Source organism: Streptomyces sp. NPDC006923 (assembly GCF_040635655.1).
Taxonomy (GTDB): domain Bacteria; phylum Actinomycetota; class Actinomycetes; order Streptomycetales; family Streptomycetaceae; genus Streptomyces.
Genome location: NZ_JBEYIF010000012.1, coordinates 96895 through 112117 on the forward strand (window position 1 = coordinate 96895; position 15223 = coordinate 112117).

Consider the following 15223-nt stretch of genomic DNA (forward strand, 5'->3'; position numbering starts at 1 on the left):
GTCGTACGGCCGATCTCGAACATACCGGCGGTGCCGGGAAGGCGCCCATGGTGATCGAAAGGCGACCGGATACGCTGACTTGAGTGAAGACAACGACACATCGACAATCCGTGTGAGCGTCAGTAGACAGGAGTACCTCTCGTGACCGTCGTCGGGCCGTTCGGGCTGAGCGTGCGGGACCAGGCTCTTGAGGCCGATGTCCAGACCGGATTGGCGGGTGTCGAGGCGGGGTTGCTCGAAGCCACCAAGAGCGAGGTGCCCTTCATCACCGAGGCCGCGCAGCATCTGGTGCGGGCCGGTGGCAAACGCTTCCGTCCGCTGCTGGTGATGCTCGCCGCGCAGTTCGGGGACCCGTACGCACCCGGTGTCGTCCCGGCGGCCGTTGTCGTCGAGCTGACCCATCTCGCGACGCTGTACCACGACGACGTGATGGACGAGGCGGAGGTCCGCCGCGGGGTGGACAGCGCCAACGCCCGCTGGGGCAACTCGGTCGCCGTCCTCACGGGTGATTTCCTCTTCGCGCGCGCCTCGCACATCCTGGCCGACCTCGGCCCCGAGGCCGTCCGTATCCAGGCGGAGGCGTTCGAACGGCTGGTCACGGGGCAGATCCTGGAGACGGCGGGGCCGCGTGACGGCCGGGACCCCGTCGACCACTACCTCGATGTCATCTCGGGCAAGACCGGCTCGCTGATCGCCGTTTCCGTGCGGTTCGGCGCGATGATGTCGGGCGCGGACGAGTCGGTCGTCGACATCCTCACCCAGTACGGCGAGCGGCTCGGCGTCGCCTTCCAGCTCGCCGACGACGTCCTCGACATCGCCAGCGACTCCCACGAGTCGGGCAAGACGCCCGGCACCGACCTGCGCGAGGGCATCCCCACGCTGCCGGTGCTGCTGCTGCGCGCGCAGGCCGAGGCGCACGGCAAGCAGGAAGACCTGGATTTGGTCGAGCTGCTGGACGGCGATCTGGCCGACGACGCCCTGCACGCCAAGGCGCTGGGTCTGCTGCGCGCGCACCCGGCCCTGGAGCGGGCGCGACGCGACACCGTGCGGTACGCGGAGGCGGCCAGGGACACGCTCGCGCCGCTGCCGGAGGGCTACGCGAAGTCCGCGCTGATCGAGCTGTGCGACGCGGTGGTGCACCGCGCGGGCTGACCCGCGCGAGCGGATGCGCCGGGCGCCGTGAGCCGGCCGGGGCTTCCCCGGCACTCCCCACACCATCCGCCGGGCGGACCGGCGCTCACCCACGTGGCGGAGGCGCCGGCTCGTTTCTGCGCCATCCCCTACTGGACGGGGCAGCCATCTCATCGGTTTGTCATCCCAGAGCAGTACGGGAAGTTGCTCCCGGGGTCTGACGCTTGGAGACGGCTGATTTGGTCAGATGGACAACACCACTCCTGACCAATTCGGGTGAGAATGGCGGCAAGGAGTGGACGAGCGCAACGACGGAAGGCCGCCGACCACGGAGGTAGGGCACACATGGCACCGAAGGACAGCGCACAGACCACCGACGACGACATGGGCCCGGGCGCGGGCCGTCGCAAGGCGGCGCGCTACGCGGTCCCGGTCGCGGTGGCCGGAGTGGCCGCGGCGACCATCGGGCTCGTCCCGGCACTCGCGGCACAGGGCGAACCCGAGCTGCCGAAGATCAGCGCACAGCAGCTCATCGAGAAGATCGCCGCATCGGGCACCGAGCAGCTCTCGGGCTCGGTGAAGATCACCACGGATCTCGGTCTCCCCTCGCTGGGCGGCCTCGACGGGGCGGCCGGAGGCGCGTTCGCGTCCGGAGGCGGCGAAGGCGCCCGCGGTTCGTCGGCCGACCCGAACGCGAAGCTGATGGAGCTCAGCTCCGGCACGCACACGCTGCGGGTCGCGGCGGACGGCCCCGGCAAGCAGCGCGTGTCGATCCTGGAGGACGCGGCCGAGTACAGCCTCGTCCACAACGGTGACGAACTCTGGGCGTACGACAGCGCCTCCAACGAGGTGTACCACGCGACCGCGCCGAAGGACGCGGCCGGGGACGGGAAGCAGCGGCTTCCGAGGGACATGCCGGCCACGCCCCAGGAGTTCGCCGCACAGGCGATCAAGGCCGCCGGTGACACCACCTCGGTGAGTGTCGACGGTACGTCCCGGGTCGCCGGGCGTGACGCGTACCAGCTTCTGATCAAGCCCCGGCAGGCCGCCGATTCCACGGTCGGCTCGATCAGGATCGCGGTCGATGTGAAGACCGGCACTCCGCTGAAGTTCACCCTGTCGCCGAGCAGCGGCGGCAAGGCCGTTGTCGACGTGGGCTTCACCAAGGTCAGCTTCGCCAAGCCCGCCGCGGCCACGTTCGACTTCGAGCCGCCCAGGGGCGCGAAGGTCACACGGGGCGCCGAGCACAAGGCGCCGGAGATCGCGCCGGGTGACGACGCCAAGGGGTTCCGGGGCGCCAATGAGCCGAAGGTCATCGGCGAGGGCTGGAACGCGGTCTACGAGCTGGCGTCTCCGGAGGGCAAGGGCTCGCCCGGCCCGGCCAAGGCCGGTGAGATGCCGCAGGACGCGCAGAAGTTCCTGGACGCGCTGGGCGACAAGGTCACCGGGAAATTCGGCACCGGCCGGGTGTTCCAGACCCGTCTGGTCAACGCGCTGATGACGGAGGACGGCACGGTCTATGTCGGCGCGGTGACGAGGGACGCGCTGGTCAGGGCCGCCAACCAGGCCGGCTGACGCGACAGCGGCCCGCCCCGTCGTACGCTCCGTACGGCGGGGCTCAGCCCTGACTGGGCTGACCGGGCCGGCAGGGTCGGCAGGGCTGATCTGCACCGGTCCGTTCCGCCGGGGAGAGCACGGCCGTTCCGCCGGGGAAACCACGGCCCCGACCCGGAGAATGGGGAGAGCGAGATGACAGCCGTCAGTGCCTTCGGCGCCGTCAGCGACGTGAGCGGGGCCGTCATCGAGACGCACGGACTCACCAAGCGCTACCGCGGCGGACAGCTCGCCGTGGACCGCCTCGACCTGTCCGTACCGGCCGGCAGCGTCTTCGGCTTCCTCGGGCCCAACGGCTCGGGCAAGACCACCACCATCCGGATGCTGATGGGCCTGATGGAGCCGACCGCCGGCACGGCCACCCTGCTGGGACGGCCCGTGCCGCGCGCCGCCCGAGGTGTACTGCCACAGGTGGGCGCGCTGATCGAGGGGCCCGCGCTGTACGGGTTCCTGAGCGGCCGGGACAATCTCGTACGGTACGACGCGGCCGACCCCACGGCCGATCCCCGCACCCGGCGCGCCCGGGTCGCGGAGGCGCTGGACCGGGTCGGTCTGACCGCCGCCGGGGGCAAGAAGGCGAAGGCGTACTCCCTCGGTATGAAGCAGCGGCTCGGGCTGGCGGCGGCGCTGCTCCAGCCGCGCCGTCTGCTGGTGCTCGACGAGCCGACGAACGGTCTCGATCCGCAGGGCATGCGGGAGATCAGGACGCTGGTGCGGGAGCTGACGGCGGACGGCACGACCGTCTTTCTCTCCTCGCATCTCCTCGACGAGATCGAGCAGGTCTGCACCCATGCCGCGGTGATGTCCCGGGGCCGGCTGCTCGTCCAGGGGCCGGTCGCCGATCTGGCGGCCGGGACCCGGGGCCGGCTGGCCGTCACCACCCCCGATCCCGGCGAGGCCGTCCGCGTATTGAAGGAGCAGGGGGTCACCGATGTGGCCGTGGTGGAGGAACGTGTGAGCGGGGAGCTCCCGGCGGGCGAGACGGAGCCCGCGGATCTCAACGCCGCGCTCGTACGGGCCGGGGTACGGGTGCGGTCCTTCGGCGTGGAGCGGGTCTCCCTGGAGGACGCCTTTGTCGCGCTGACCGGGGAGGGCTTCGATGTCGTCGGCTGAGGCACTCGACGCGGCGGACGTCCCGCCGGGGCGGCCGGGCGGCCGGGAGCCCCGGCTGTGGTGGACCCTCGGCCTCTTCCGCTCCGAGCTGGCCATCACGTTCGGACGATGGCGCACGTTGGCACTCCTGGCCGTACTGGCCGCCGTCCCCGTGCTGATCGGCGTCGCCGTGAAGATCGAGACGAGCGACGGCGGCGAGATCGGCCGCGGCCAGGGGGGCGGCCCCGCCTTTCTCACCCAGGTCACCAACAACGGACTGTTCCTGGTCTTCGCCGCGCTCGCCGTGACGCTGCCCGTCTTCCTCCCGATGGCGGTCGGAGTCGTCGCGGGCGACGCGATCGCCGGTGAGGCCAACAGCGGGACACTGCGCTATCTGCTGGTCGCACCGGCCGGACGCACCCGGCTGCTGCTCGCCAAGTACACGTCCGTCCTGGCGTTCTGCCTGGCCGCCACGGCGGCCGTGGCGGCCTCGGCGCTCGCCGTCGGCGCGCTGCTCTTCCCGCTCGGTGAGGTCACCACGATCTCCGGCACCCGGATCCCGTTCGGGGAGGGACTGGCCAGGGCCGCGCTGATCGCGGTGATCGTCGCCGCGTCGCTGGCCGGGCTCGCGGCGCTGGGCCTGTTCGTCTCCACCCTGACCAACAGCGGGATCGCGGCCATGGCGGCGACGGTCGGGCTGCTGATCACCGTGCAGATCCTGGACACGATCCCGCAACTGCACGCGATCCAGCCGTATCTCTTCTCGCACTACTGGCTGTCGTTCGCGGATGTGCTGCGCGAGCCGGTCTACTGGGACGGGCTGGTCAGGAATCTGGGACTGCAGGCGCTGTACGCGGCGGTGTTCGGCTCCGCGGCCTGGGCGAGATTCACCTCGAAGGACATCACGGTCTGAGCCGGCGCGAGCGCGGCGCCCTCCCGGGCGGGGGCTGCGGGATCCGCGCCGGCCCGGACGGACGCGCGTGCGCGCGCTGTCCGCACGCACACGCGTCCGCCGAGAAGACTTCTGCTGGAAGACGTCCTCAGAAGGTCAGCCGCCAGCTGTCGATGTAGCCCGTGTCCGAGGACGCGACGTCCTGCACCCGGAGCCTCCAGACACCATTGGCGACCTCGCTCGACGCGTTCACCGTGTAGGTGGCGACCACATTGTCCGCCGAGTCGCTGCCGCTGGAGTTCTTCAGCCGGTAGGCGGTGCCGTCCGGGGCGACCAGGTCGATGACCAGATCACCGCGCCAGGTGTGCTTGATGTCCACGCCCACCTTGAGCGCGGTGGGCGCGTTCCCCGTCAGACCGGAGACGGTCACCGACGAGGTGATGGCGGCGCCGTTGTCCGGGACGCTGACATCGCCGAGGTTCTCGAAGACCGTGCCCGCCGGCGGCACGGTGGTGGCCGCCGAGAGCGTCCAGACCGCGTAGGCGATGGCGTCGCTGTTGCGGTCGAGCGCCGTGTCGTTGATGTTGGCGGTGGTGTCGCAGGACGAGTGGTAGCAGCGGTCGAACGCCTGCCCGGAGGTGCCGCCCCACTTCTGTGCCTGAGCGGCGGTCTTGGTGTAGTCCGCGCCGCTGAAGAGGCCGCCGACCGGGATGCCGACGTTCTTGAACGGGGCGTGGTCGGAGCGGCCGTCGCCCTCGGTCTCGATCTCCGTCGGGATGCCGATGCCCGCGTAGTAGTCCTTGAAGGTCTGCTCGATCTCCGGATCGTCGTCATAGACGAAGTAGCCGGGGTTGGGAGATCCGATCATGTCGAAGTTCAGATAGCCGCTGATCTTCGCGCGCTCGGCGGACGGCAGGTTGGTGACGTAGTACTTCGAGCCGATCAGACCCAGCTCTTCCGCGCCCCACCAGGCGAAACGCAGATGTTTCGCCGGCTGGAGCTGCGCCCGGGAGACGGCGAGCGCGGCTTCGAGGGTGGCGGCGGACCCGGAGCCGTTGTCATTGAGGCCGGCGCCCGAGGTGACCGAGTCGAGATGGGCGCCGGACATGACGACCTGGTTCGGATCACCGCCGGGCCAGTCGGCTATCAGGTTGTAGCCGGTGGCGCCGCTGGAGGTGAACTGCTGGACGGAGGTGGTGAATCCGGCCGCGTCCAGCTTGCCCTTCACATAATTGACCGACGCCAGATAACCGGGGCGGCCATGAGCGCGGTTGCCGCCGTTGGCGGCGGCGATCGACGACAACTGCGTCAGATGCGCCTTGACGTTGGCGAGCGGGATGTCGGGTGCCGCGAGGGCGGCGGACGGCGCGGATCTGAGTGTGGGCGGCGTGGACATGGGCGCCGCTGTCGCGGCCGGGGCGGCGGTGACGAGCAGCCCGGCGAGGGCGAGCCCGGCCGCCGTGGCCGTGCGGGTGGATATTCGGCGTGCTCCGGGAACGGAGATTTTCATGTGGGGGCTCCGGATTCCGTACGGGGACAGGACGGAACGTGCGAGACGCCCCACGACGGCTGTGGCGCGGGGCGTTTGGAGCTGCCGGCGCGTCGCGTGTGGATCGTGCGTGCGCTGTGCGTGCTGAATGGTGAGTGACAGGCTGACTCACCGTCAAGGGCGCGAACCGGTCACGGGAGTTCGCTGACCAGACATCCGCTGTCCCCGGCCCCGCCCCCCGCAGGTCGCTGCCCGGCACCCTGAGGTCGCGCTCAGAAACCGGGCGCCGCCCGGAATATGCCCGGGGCCTGGTGAATTGCCCAGGGGCCTGGTGCAGTGATCAGGGCACCTGGTGAATGTAGAGGGCGCCGCACGCGTGGCAGAGGGGCTGTCCGGCGGGAGTGCCCCAGGCGTCGGCCGACTGGGTGAGGGCGGCCGGGTCCAGGTCGCGTCCGCACAGGCCCGTCGATTCGCCGGCTCTTGTCATGTGCCACACCTCACGCCGGGCGTTCCGGTCCTGGGGCGATTCGCCCTCCGCGTACTCCGCGCGCATTTCGTAGTGCATGGTGCACCTCCTGATCGTGTGTTGACCCATGGCCGCCACCCGGGGAGCGATGGCCAGCAGGGGCGCGCGGTGGCGACGCGACCTGTCGCGGCCCGCGAAGGATCGCCCCGGCGCACGGGTCGGTGGAAACAGAATCAGCCTTGCCCGGGCCGGAGTGCGGGAGCGCGCCCCGTTACACGGACGGGCGCTGCTGAAACGTTCCTGCGGTCGGCCGTTCGGCGGCGGACCCACGGGCCGGGCGGCTTCGCCGGTGGCGGGCCCTCAGCTCGCGGGTTCCCGGGGGCCGGGAGCCAGGTCCGGCGCCCGGTCCGGAGCCGGGGCGAGCGGCCCGGCGGCCGGTTTCGCCGCCGCGATCGCGGACAGCCGCTGGGCCTCGGCCCTCGTACGGTGGGCCGTGCGCAGCGCGTCCCAGGTGAGCAGCGTCAGCGCCAGCCAGACCAGCGAGAAGCCCGCCCACCGCTCCGCGGGCATCGCCTCGTGGAAGTACGTGACGCCCAGCAGGAACTGGAAGACCGGGGCCAGATACTGCAGCAGTCCCAGGGTCGACAGCGGGACCCGTATCGCCGCCGCGCCGAAGCAGATCAGCGGCACGGCAGTGACCACGCCCGTCGCGGCGAGCAGAGCGGAATGGCCCGCGCCCTCGGTGGTGAAGGTGGACGAGCCCGAGGCGCTCAGCCACACCAGATAGCCCAGCGCCGGCAGGAACAGGACGGCGGTCTCCGCCGCCAGTGACTCCAGACCGCCAATGTTGATCTTCTTTTTGACCAGGCCGTAGGTCGCGAACGAGAAGGCCAGGGTCAGTGAGATCCAGGGCGGCCGGCCGTATCCGATCGCGAGCACCAGTACGGCGGCCACACCGACGAGGACCGCCGTCCACTGGGCGGGCCGCAGCCGTTCCTTGAGCAGGAGGACGCCCATGGCGATGGTCACCAGCGGGTTGATGAAGTAGCCCAGGGACGCCTCGACGACCCGGCCGGTGTTGACGGCCCAGATGTAGAAGCCCCAGTTGACGGTGATCACTACGGCGGCCACGGCGATCAGCCCCAGCTTGCGCGGCTGCCGTACCAACTCCCGCACCCAGCCCCAGCGGCGCAGCGCAAGCAGCCCGATCGCCACCAAGACCAGCGACCAGACCATCCGGTGGGCGAGGATCTCCATCGCGGCGGCCGGCTTGAGCAGCGGCCAGAAGAGCGGGACCAGTCCCCACATCCCATAGGCGCCGATCCCGTACAGCAGTCCTGACCGCTGTTCGCCGTCCGCCTTCTTCACTGGCCCTCCCGCACTCCGCACGCCGCCACGGCGTCGCACCGTCCCGACATCCTGTCGAAGGTAGCGCTGCGCGGGCCAAGATGTCATGTTCGTATCGTCATACGGTCATGACACGTGAGCGGGAGGGCCGGGGGACACGGATCCCGGGGCATCCGGTCCGGGCCCCGGATCCCGGACCGGTGCCGGCCCCGGGTCTCAGCCCTTGAGCGCCTCCGCGATCGAGTCGGCGAGCGGTGTCGTCGGACGGCCGATGAGCCGGCCCAGGTCGCCCGTCCTGCGGCTGAGCAGCCCCTGGCCGATGGCCGTGTCCACACCGACGAACACCGCGGCCACCGGCTCGGGCACGCCCGCGCCGGTGAGGATTTTAAGGCGCTCCTCGGGGGTGACCTCGGTGTAGGTGATGGTCCGGCCCGTCTGCCGGGAGAGCTCCGCGGCGTACTCGGCGAAGGACCATGCCGCGTCGCCGCTCAGCTCGTAGGCGACGCCCACATGCCCGTCACCGGTCAGCACGGCGGCGGCCGCCGCCGCGTAGTCCGCGCGGGCGGCGGAGGCGATACGGCCTTCGCCCGCGTTGGCCACGACGGCTCCGCTCTCCAGCACGGGGGCGAGGTTCTCGGTGTAGTTCTCCGTGTACCAGCCGTTGCGCAGGAAGGTGTACGGCAGCCCGGAGGCGAGGATCGCCTGTTCGGTGACCTTGTGCTCGGCGGCCAGTTCGAAGTCGGCCTGCGGTCCGCCCAGTACGCCCGTGTACGCGAGCTGGGCCACCCCGGCCGCCCGCGCCGCGTCGATGACGGCGGTGTGCTGCGCCACCCGCCGGCCGACCTCGCTGCCCGAGATCAGCAGCACCCGGTCGCCGGCCCGGAAGGCCTCGGCCAGGGTCTCGGGCCGGTCGTAGTCGGCGAGGCGCAGCTCGACACCGCGCGCCGCCAGATCCGCCGCCTTCTCCTTGTTCCGTACGGCGGCGGCGATCTCCGAAGCCGGGACATCGGCGGACAGCAGGGACTCGATGACAAGACGGCCGAGGTGTCCGGTCGCTGCCGTGACAACGATGCTCATGGGGGGTTTTCTCCAGTCCTGTGGTGTTGTGGCGCTCCGCCCGCCACCCTACGATGGGCACTTACCAAGGGAAAGTACCCACCTTCAAGTAAGGTACCGATGTGAAGGTAAGCAGCGAGTCCGGGCCGGAGATCAAGTCGCCCCATGTCAACCTGCCCATGTGCCCCTCCCGGCTGGTCCTGGAACACGTCACCAGCCGCTGGGGTGTGCTGGTGCTGGCCAGCCTGCTGGAACGCTCGTACCGCTTCAGCGAACTGCGGCGCGAGGTCGGCGGTGTCAGCGAGAAGATGCTCGCCCAGACCCTCCGGACGCTGGAGCGCGACGGCTTTGTCCACCGTGATGCCAAGCCCGTGATCCCGCCGCGCGTGGACTACACGCTCACCGAGCTGGGACGGGAGGCCGCGGAGCAGGTCTGGGGCCTGGCCCGGTGGACGGAGCGGCGGCTGGACGAGGTGTTCGAGGCGCGCGCGTCCTACGACGCGGCCCGGCTCGCGGAGACCGGCCAGGCCCCGGCGCGGGAAGCGGCCCGGGCCGGGGCACAAGGCGAGGCCCGGACCTCCTGAGAGATCCGGGCCCCGGCGCGTGGCGCTCGGCTCAGCCGACGACGGTCCAGGTGTCGCCACCCGCGAGCATCGAGGACAGGTCACCCTTGCCGTGCCGCTCGACGGCCGCGTCGAGCTGGTCCGACATCAGGGTGTCGTAGACGGGCCTTTCGACACTGCGCAGCACGCCGATGGGCGTGTGGTGCAGGGTGTCCGGGTCCGCGAGGCGGGACAGGGCGAACGCGGTGGTGGGGCTCGCCGCGTGGGCGTCATGGACGAGGATCCGTGACTCGTTCTCGGAGGTGACGGCCACCACCTCCAGGTCGCCGGTGGCCGGATTCCGGACCACGCCCTTCGAGCCCTCGGCGCCGAAGCGGATCGGCCGGCCGTGCTCCAGCCGGATCACCGCCTCTTCGGCCTGCTGCTTGTCCTTGAGGACGTCGAAGGCGCCGTCGTTGAAGATGTTGCAGTTCTGGTAGATCTCCACCAGGGCGGTGCCGGGGTGGTCGGCGGCCTGGCGCAGGACCTCGGTGAGGTGCTTGCGGTCGGAGTCCACCGTCCGGGCCACGAACGACGCCTCCGCGCCGATGGCCAGCGACACCGGGTTGAACGGCGCGTCGAGCGAGCCCATCGGGGTCGACTTGGTGATCTTCCCGACCTCGGAGGTGGGGGAGTACTGGCCCTTGGTCAGACCGTAGATCCGGTTGTTGAACAGCAGGATCTTGAGGTTGACGTTCCGGCGCAGCGCGTGGATGAGGTGGTTGCCGCCGATGGAGAGCGCGTCGCCGTCGCCGGTGACGACCCAGACGGACAGATCGCGGCGCGAGGTGGCCAGGCCGGTGGCGATGGCCGGGGCCCGGCCGTGGATGGAGTGCATCCCGTAGGTGTTCATGTAGTACGGGAAGCGGGAGGAGCAGCCGATGCCGGAGACGAAGACGATGTTCTCCTTGGCGAGGCCCAGCTCGGGCATGAAGCCCTGGACCGCCGCGAGAACGGCGTAGTCACCGCAGCCGGGGCACCAGCGGACCTCCTGGTCCGACTTGAAGTCCTTCATGGACTGCTTGGCCGCGGCCTTGGGGACCAGCGTCAGCAACTCGTTCGTATCAGACATCGATGGCCTCCTTGAGTGCCGTGGCGAGCTGCTCGGCCTTGAACGGCATGCCGTTGACCTGGTTGTAGGAGTGCGCGTCGACGAGGTACTTCGCTCTCAGCAGCGTGGCGAGCTGGCCGAGGTTCATCTCCGGCACAACGACCTTGTCGTAACGCCCGAGGATCTCACCGAGGTTGCGCGGGAACGGGTTGATGTGGCGCAGATGCGCCTGCGCGATGGGCGTGCCGTCCTTCCGCAGCCGGCGGACGGCGGCGGTGATGGGCCCATAGGTGGAGCCCCAGCCCAGCACCAGGGTGCGGGCGCCGTCCGGGTCGTCGACGGCCAGATCGGGCACCTCGATGCCGTCGATCTTGGCCTGGCGGGTGCGCACCATGAAGTCGTGGTTGGCCGGGTCGTACGAGATGTTGCCCGTGCCGTCCTGCTTCTCGATCCCGCCGATGCGGTGTTCGAGGCCGGGTGTGCCGGGCACCGCCCAGGGGCGGGCGAGGGTCTCCGGGTCACGCTTGTACGGCCAGAACACCTCCGTCCCGTCCGCCAGCTCGTGGTTGGGCCCGGTCGCGAACCGCACCCGCAGGTCGGGGAGTTCCTCCGGCTCCGGGATGCGCCAGGGCTCGGAGCCGTTGGCGAGATAGCCGTCGGAGAGCAGGAAGACCGGGGTCCGGTAGGTCAGTGCGATCCGGGCCGCCTCCAGCGCGGCGTCGAAACAGTCCGCCGGGGTGCGGGGCGCGACCACCGGGACGGGCGCCTCGCCGTTGCGTCCGTACATCGCCTGGAGCAGATCGGCCTGTTCGGTTTTGGTGGGCAGGCCGGTGGAGGGGCCGCCGCGCTGGATGGCGACGACCAGCAGGGGCAGCTCCAGGGAGACGGCCAGGCCGATCGTCTCCGACTTGAGGGCCACCCCAGGACCCGAGGTGGTGGTGACGGCCAGTGAGCCGCCGAAGGCCGCGCCCAGCGCCGCGCCGATGGCGGCGATCTCGTCCTCGGCCTGGAAGGTCCGTACGCCGAAGTTCTTGTGCCGGGACAGCTCGTGCAGGATGTCGGAGGCCGGGGTGATCGGGTACGAGCCCAGGTAGAGCGGCAGCTCCGCCTGGTGGCCGGCGGCGATCAGGCCGTACGACAGGGCGAGATTGCCGGAGATGTTGCGGTACGTGCCGGCCGGGAACGCGGTGCCGGCCGGGGCGACCTCGTACGAGACGGCGAAGTCCTCGGTCGTCTCACCGAAGTTCCACCCCGCGCGGAACGCGGCCACATTGGCCTCGGCGATCTGCGGCCTCTTGGCGAACTTGGTCCGCAGGAACTTCTCGGTCCCCTCCGTCGGCCGGTTGTACATCCACGACAGCAGGCCGAGCGCGAACATGTTCTTCGAGCGCTCGGCCTCCTTGCGGGAGAGACCGAACTCCTTGAGGGCCTCGATCGTCAGCGTCGTCAGCGGCACCGGGTGGACCTGGTAGCCGTCGAGCGAGCCGTCTTCGAGCGGCGAGGTGAGATAACCGACCTTGGCCATCGGGCGCTTGGTGAACTCGTCGGTGTTCACGATGATTTCGGCGCCGCGCGGCACATCGCCGATGTTCGCCTTCAGCGCGGCCGGGTTCATCGCGACCAGCACATTGGGTGCGTCGCCCGGGGTGAGGATGTCGTGGTCGGCGAAGTGGAGCTGGAACGAGGAGACGCCCGGCAGCGTCCCCGCGGGCGCCCTGATCTCGGCGGGGAAGTTCGGCAGCGTCGACAGGTCGTTCCCGAACGACGCCGTCTCCGAGGTGAACCGGTCACCCGTCAACTGCATCCCGTCGCCCGAGTCACCCGCGAAACGGATGATGACCCGGTCCAGACGGCGGACCTCCTTCGGGCCGGCACCTTCCGGTCCGGACAGAGGGGCACGCTCTTCCCCGACGGCGCCGTCGCTGGCGTCGTCGGCCTCATCGGCACGCTCGGCTGGGCTACTGACCTGGCTGGTCACTGAACTGGACCTCCCTCGAGGCGGCGGCTCGGGACTGACCGGCCACCCGGCAGTCCCGGAGGCCACCCTACGTCGGTAAGGGTCGCCTTCCCTGGACCGGTCGCATGGTGGACGTCAGCATGAGACGCCACGGTGTACCGAATTGTCATACTTTGCCCGCCCCTGGATTCTTGCGTGAAGGTGCTCCGGCCTCGTCCTTTGGTGCTAGGTCCTGTCCGATGACAAGACTGTTTCTCCGCCGTGCGCTCGCAGCCACCGGGCCCTGCGGGCGGACGCCGCCATGTGCCGGACAGGGCCTCGGGCTCTCGACCCGCCGCACATCTGACGCGGTGGCAGGCGGGGTGCCCGGCTGTCAGGTCTTCAGATACGTCAGCACGGCCAGGACCCGGCGGTGATCCCCGTCACTGGGGGAGAGGCCGAGCTTCAGGAAGATATTGCTGACGTGCTTCTCCACCGCGCCGTCGCTCACGACAAGCTGCTTGGCGACCGCCGAATTCGTCCGTCCCTCGGCCATCAGACCGAGGACCTCCCGCTCGCGGGGCGTCAGCCCGGCCAGCACGTCCTGCTTCCGGCTGCGGCCCAGAAGCTGGGCCACCACCTCCGGGTCCAGCGCGGTCCCGCCCCTGGCCACCCGCACCACGGCGTCCACGAATTCCCTGACGTCGGCCACCCGGTCCTTGAGCAGATATCCCACGCCCCGGCTGCTGCCTGCCAGCAGCTCGGTGGCGTACTGCTCCTCGACGTACTGGGACAGCACCAGGACGCCGATCGCGGGGTGGTCCCGCCGCAGCCGCACGGCTGCCCGCACCCCCTCGTCGGTGTGGGTCGGCGGCATCCGAACATCCGCGACCACCACATCCGGCAGCGCGTCCTGGTCCGCCAGCTCGCCCACGGTTTTGATCAGCGCCTCGCCGTCCCCGACACCGGCGACCACGTCGTGCCCGCGGTCGGTCAGCAGCCGGGTCAGGCCCTCCCGAAGCAGCACTGAGTCCTCGGCGATGACCACCCGCACCCTGTCCTCCACGACGTCGCAGCCCCACTGTCGATGTTTACCGTTTACTCGCCCCTGTGCCCTCCAGCATCCCAGTATTCGGATCGCTCCGCGCCCGTCTGTGCGGAAAGAGGACGGTCCAGCCCGCGAGCGGGACCGTCCGGCGGGCGGGGCTCGGCCCCGTCGCTCCGTACGGTCAGCCACGCCAGGGCAGCTCCGCCGTCACCGACGTCGGACCGCCGGCGGGGGAGTCGACGACCAGGATCCCGTCCACCGCGTCCAGCCGCTCCGCCAGTCCGGCCAGGCCGCTGCCCGTGGCGGCGTCCGCTCCTCCCTCGCCGTCGTCCGTGACCTGAAGCATCAACCGGTCGTGCGTCTGCCACACATCCACCGACGCCCGGCTCGCCCGCGCGTGCTTGCTGACGTTCTGCAGCAGCTCGGAGACCGTGAAGTAGGCGATGCCCTCGATCGCGGCGGCCGGCCTGGCAGGCAGATCGACCTCCACATTCACCGGGACCGTGCAGCGGGAGGCGACAGCGGACAGCGCCGCGTCCAGGCCGCGGTCGGTGAGGACGGCCGGATGGATGCCGCGCGCCAGGTCGCGCAGCTCCTGGAGCGCCGTCTTCACTTCCCCGTGCGCCTCGGCGACCATGCGCGCCGCGGCCTCCGGGTCCTCGCTCAGCTTCTCCTTCGCCAGCCCCAGGTCCATGGCCAGGGCCACCAGACGAGCCTGTGCGCCGTCGTGGAGGTCGCGCTCGATCCGGCGCAGATCGGCCGCCGCCGTGTCCACGACCACACCCCGGTCCGACTCCAGCTCCGAGACCCGAGTGGCCAGCCGGGAGGGCCCGAGCAGCCCACTGACCATCAGCCGGTCCACGCTCGTCAGACCGCGTATCAGCCAGGGCGAGGCGAGCACCAGCACCAGCCCGACCGCGCTGGCGACACCCGTCTCGAACGGGGTGTCGAGATAGAAGCCGTTGGCGTCGCCGTCGCCGTAGACCGCGATGCCCGGCTGGTCCAGGTGGTTCGGGAACACCCACCGCCAGAGCGGATAGAGGAACAGCGCCCAGCCCGTCGTCCAGAAGGTCACCGCGACCGTGAAGGCGAACGTCGCCCAGGGGAAGTGCAGCACCGCGTACAGCAGATGGCGCCAGGACGCCCCGCTCTTCAGGACCGCGCCGACCCATGACATCAGCCCGCGCTTCTTGCCGCGGACCGGCTCCGGATCCGCGACCTTCAGCCCGAGCAGCCCCCGGGCCCGCGCGCGCTCCATCACACCGAAGGCGCGGCAGCCGGCGAGCCCCATGGCGAGCACCGGCACACCGAGGAAGGTGACCAGCAGTCCCGCGCCGACCGAGATCGTCGCTATCGCGTAGGCGAACAGCACGGCGGCGATCGGCAGGCTGAGCAGCAGATAACCGAACTCGCGCCAGGTGCGCGCCTCCAGCGGCGCGCGCAGAGCGGGCGGCAGGACGTGGGGCCGCGACTGCGATCCGTAATCGATGGCCATCGGT

The 15223-nt window shown here is 70.5% G+C and carries 13 protein-coding genes; 5 read left to right on the forward strand and 8 right to left on the reverse strand.

Going from position 1 to position 15223, the window contains the following annotated elements; translation table 11 throughout:
* The first annotated feature begins 141 nt into the window (after positions 1 to 141).
* The 4 genes from ABZ707_RS23720 to ABZ707_RS23735 all read left to right on the forward strand — a co-directional run bounded on the left by ABZ707_RS23720 (position 142) and on the right by ABZ707_RS23735 (position 4750).
* Positions 142 to 1152 carry a polyprenyl synthetase family protein gene (locus ABZ707_RS23720; RefSeq protein ID WP_360178428.1) on the forward strand — a complete coding sequence of 337 codons (1011 nt, stop codon included), beginning with the start codon at positions 142 to 144 and terminating at the stop codon, positions 1150 to 1152.
* Positions 1153 to 1476: 324 nt separating this feature from the next.
* Positions 1477 to 2706, forward strand: coding sequence for a DUF2092 domain-containing protein (locus tag ABZ707_RS23725; RefSeq protein ID WP_360178431.1), 1230 nt, complete (start codon positions 1477 to 1479; stop codon positions 2704 to 2706).
* A gap of 174 nt (positions 2707 to 2880) precedes the next feature.
* A complete protein-coding gene (locus ABZ707_RS23730) occupies positions 2881 to 3858 on the forward strand; it encodes an ABC transporter ATP-binding protein (RefSeq protein WP_360178434.1) in 978 nt (325 codons plus the stop codon).
* A complete protein-coding gene (locus ABZ707_RS23735) occupies positions 3845 to 4750 on the forward strand; it encodes an ABC transporter permease (RefSeq protein WP_360178437.1) in 906 nt (301 codons plus the stop codon). Before ABZ707_RS23730 ends, ABZ707_RS23735 begins: the two co-directional genes overlap by 14 nt.
* Before the next feature lie 127 nt (positions 4751 to 4877).
* Here the strand turns inward: ABZ707_RS23735 and ABZ707_RS23740 are convergent, their stop codons facing one another.
* The 4 genes from ABZ707_RS23740 to ABZ707_RS23755 all read right to left on the reverse strand — a co-directional run bounded on the left by ABZ707_RS23740 (position 4878) and on the right by ABZ707_RS23755 (position 9108).
* Positions 4878 to 6239 (reverse strand): M28 family metallopeptidase, encoded by a 1362-nt coding sequence (locus ABZ707_RS23740; RefSeq protein WP_360178440.1) that lies wholly within the window; start codon positions 6237 to 6239, stop codon positions 4878 to 4880.
* A gap of 319 nt (positions 6240 to 6558) precedes the next feature.
* Positions 6559 to 6783 carry a hypothetical protein gene (locus tag ABZ707_RS23745; RefSeq protein ID WP_360178443.1) on the reverse strand — a complete coding sequence of 75 codons (225 nt, stop codon included), beginning with the start codon at positions 6781 to 6783 and terminating at the stop codon, positions 6559 to 6561.
* 261 nt (positions 6784 to 7044) lie between these two features.
* On the reverse strand, positions 7045 to 7992 hold the full coding sequence (gene rarD / locus ABZ707_RS23750) for an EamA family transporter RarD (RefSeq protein WP_360178719.1): 948 nt from the start codon (positions 7990 to 7992) through the stop codon (positions 7045 to 7047).
* A 255-nt stretch (positions 7993 to 8247) separates the two neighbouring features.
* A complete protein-coding gene (locus tag ABZ707_RS23755) occupies positions 8248 to 9108 on the reverse strand; it encodes an SDR family oxidoreductase (protein ID WP_360178446.1) in 861 nt (286 codons plus the stop codon).
* A 158-nt stretch (positions 9109 to 9266) separates the two neighbouring features.
* Between ABZ707_RS23755 and ABZ707_RS23760 the strand changes: the two genes are divergently transcribed.
* Entirely contained in the window at positions 9267 to 9671 is a 405-nt protein-coding gene (locus ABZ707_RS23760; RefSeq protein ID WP_360178722.1) for a helix-turn-helix domain-containing protein, read from the forward strand.
* 31 nt (positions 9672 to 9702) lie between these two features.
* On the opposite strand, the gene ABZ707_RS23765 is transcribed toward ABZ707_RS23760, so the two are convergent.
* The 4 genes from ABZ707_RS23765 to ABZ707_RS23780 all read right to left on the reverse strand — a co-directional run bounded on the left by ABZ707_RS23765 (position 9703) and on the right by ABZ707_RS23780 (position 15219).
* Positions 9703 to 10761: a 2-oxoacid:ferredoxin oxidoreductase subunit beta gene (locus ABZ707_RS23765; protein ID WP_360178449.1), complete on the reverse strand. Its 1059-nt coding sequence runs from the start codon at positions 10759 to 10761 to the stop codon at positions 9703 to 9705.
* A complete protein-coding gene (locus tag ABZ707_RS23770; protein ID WP_360178452.1) occupies positions 10754 to 12718 on the reverse strand; it encodes a 2-oxoacid:acceptor oxidoreductase subunit alpha in 1965 nt (654 codons plus the stop codon). Before ABZ707_RS23770 ends, ABZ707_RS23765 begins: the two co-directional genes overlap by 8 nt.
* Before the next feature lie 352 nt (positions 12719 to 13070).
* The gene (locus ABZ707_RS23775) at positions 13071 to 13730 is read right to left on the reverse strand and encodes a response regulator transcription factor (protein WP_360178725.1); all 660 of its coding nucleotides are present in this window, start codon (positions 13728 to 13730) and stop codon (positions 13071 to 13073) included.
* Between the two features lie 175 nt (positions 13731 to 13905).
* Positions 13906 to 15219 (reverse strand): sensor domain-containing protein, encoded by a 1314-nt coding sequence (locus tag ABZ707_RS23780; protein WP_360178455.1) that lies wholly within the window; start codon positions 15217 to 15219, stop codon positions 13906 to 13908.
* Positions 15220 to 15223: the final 4 nt, after the last annotated feature.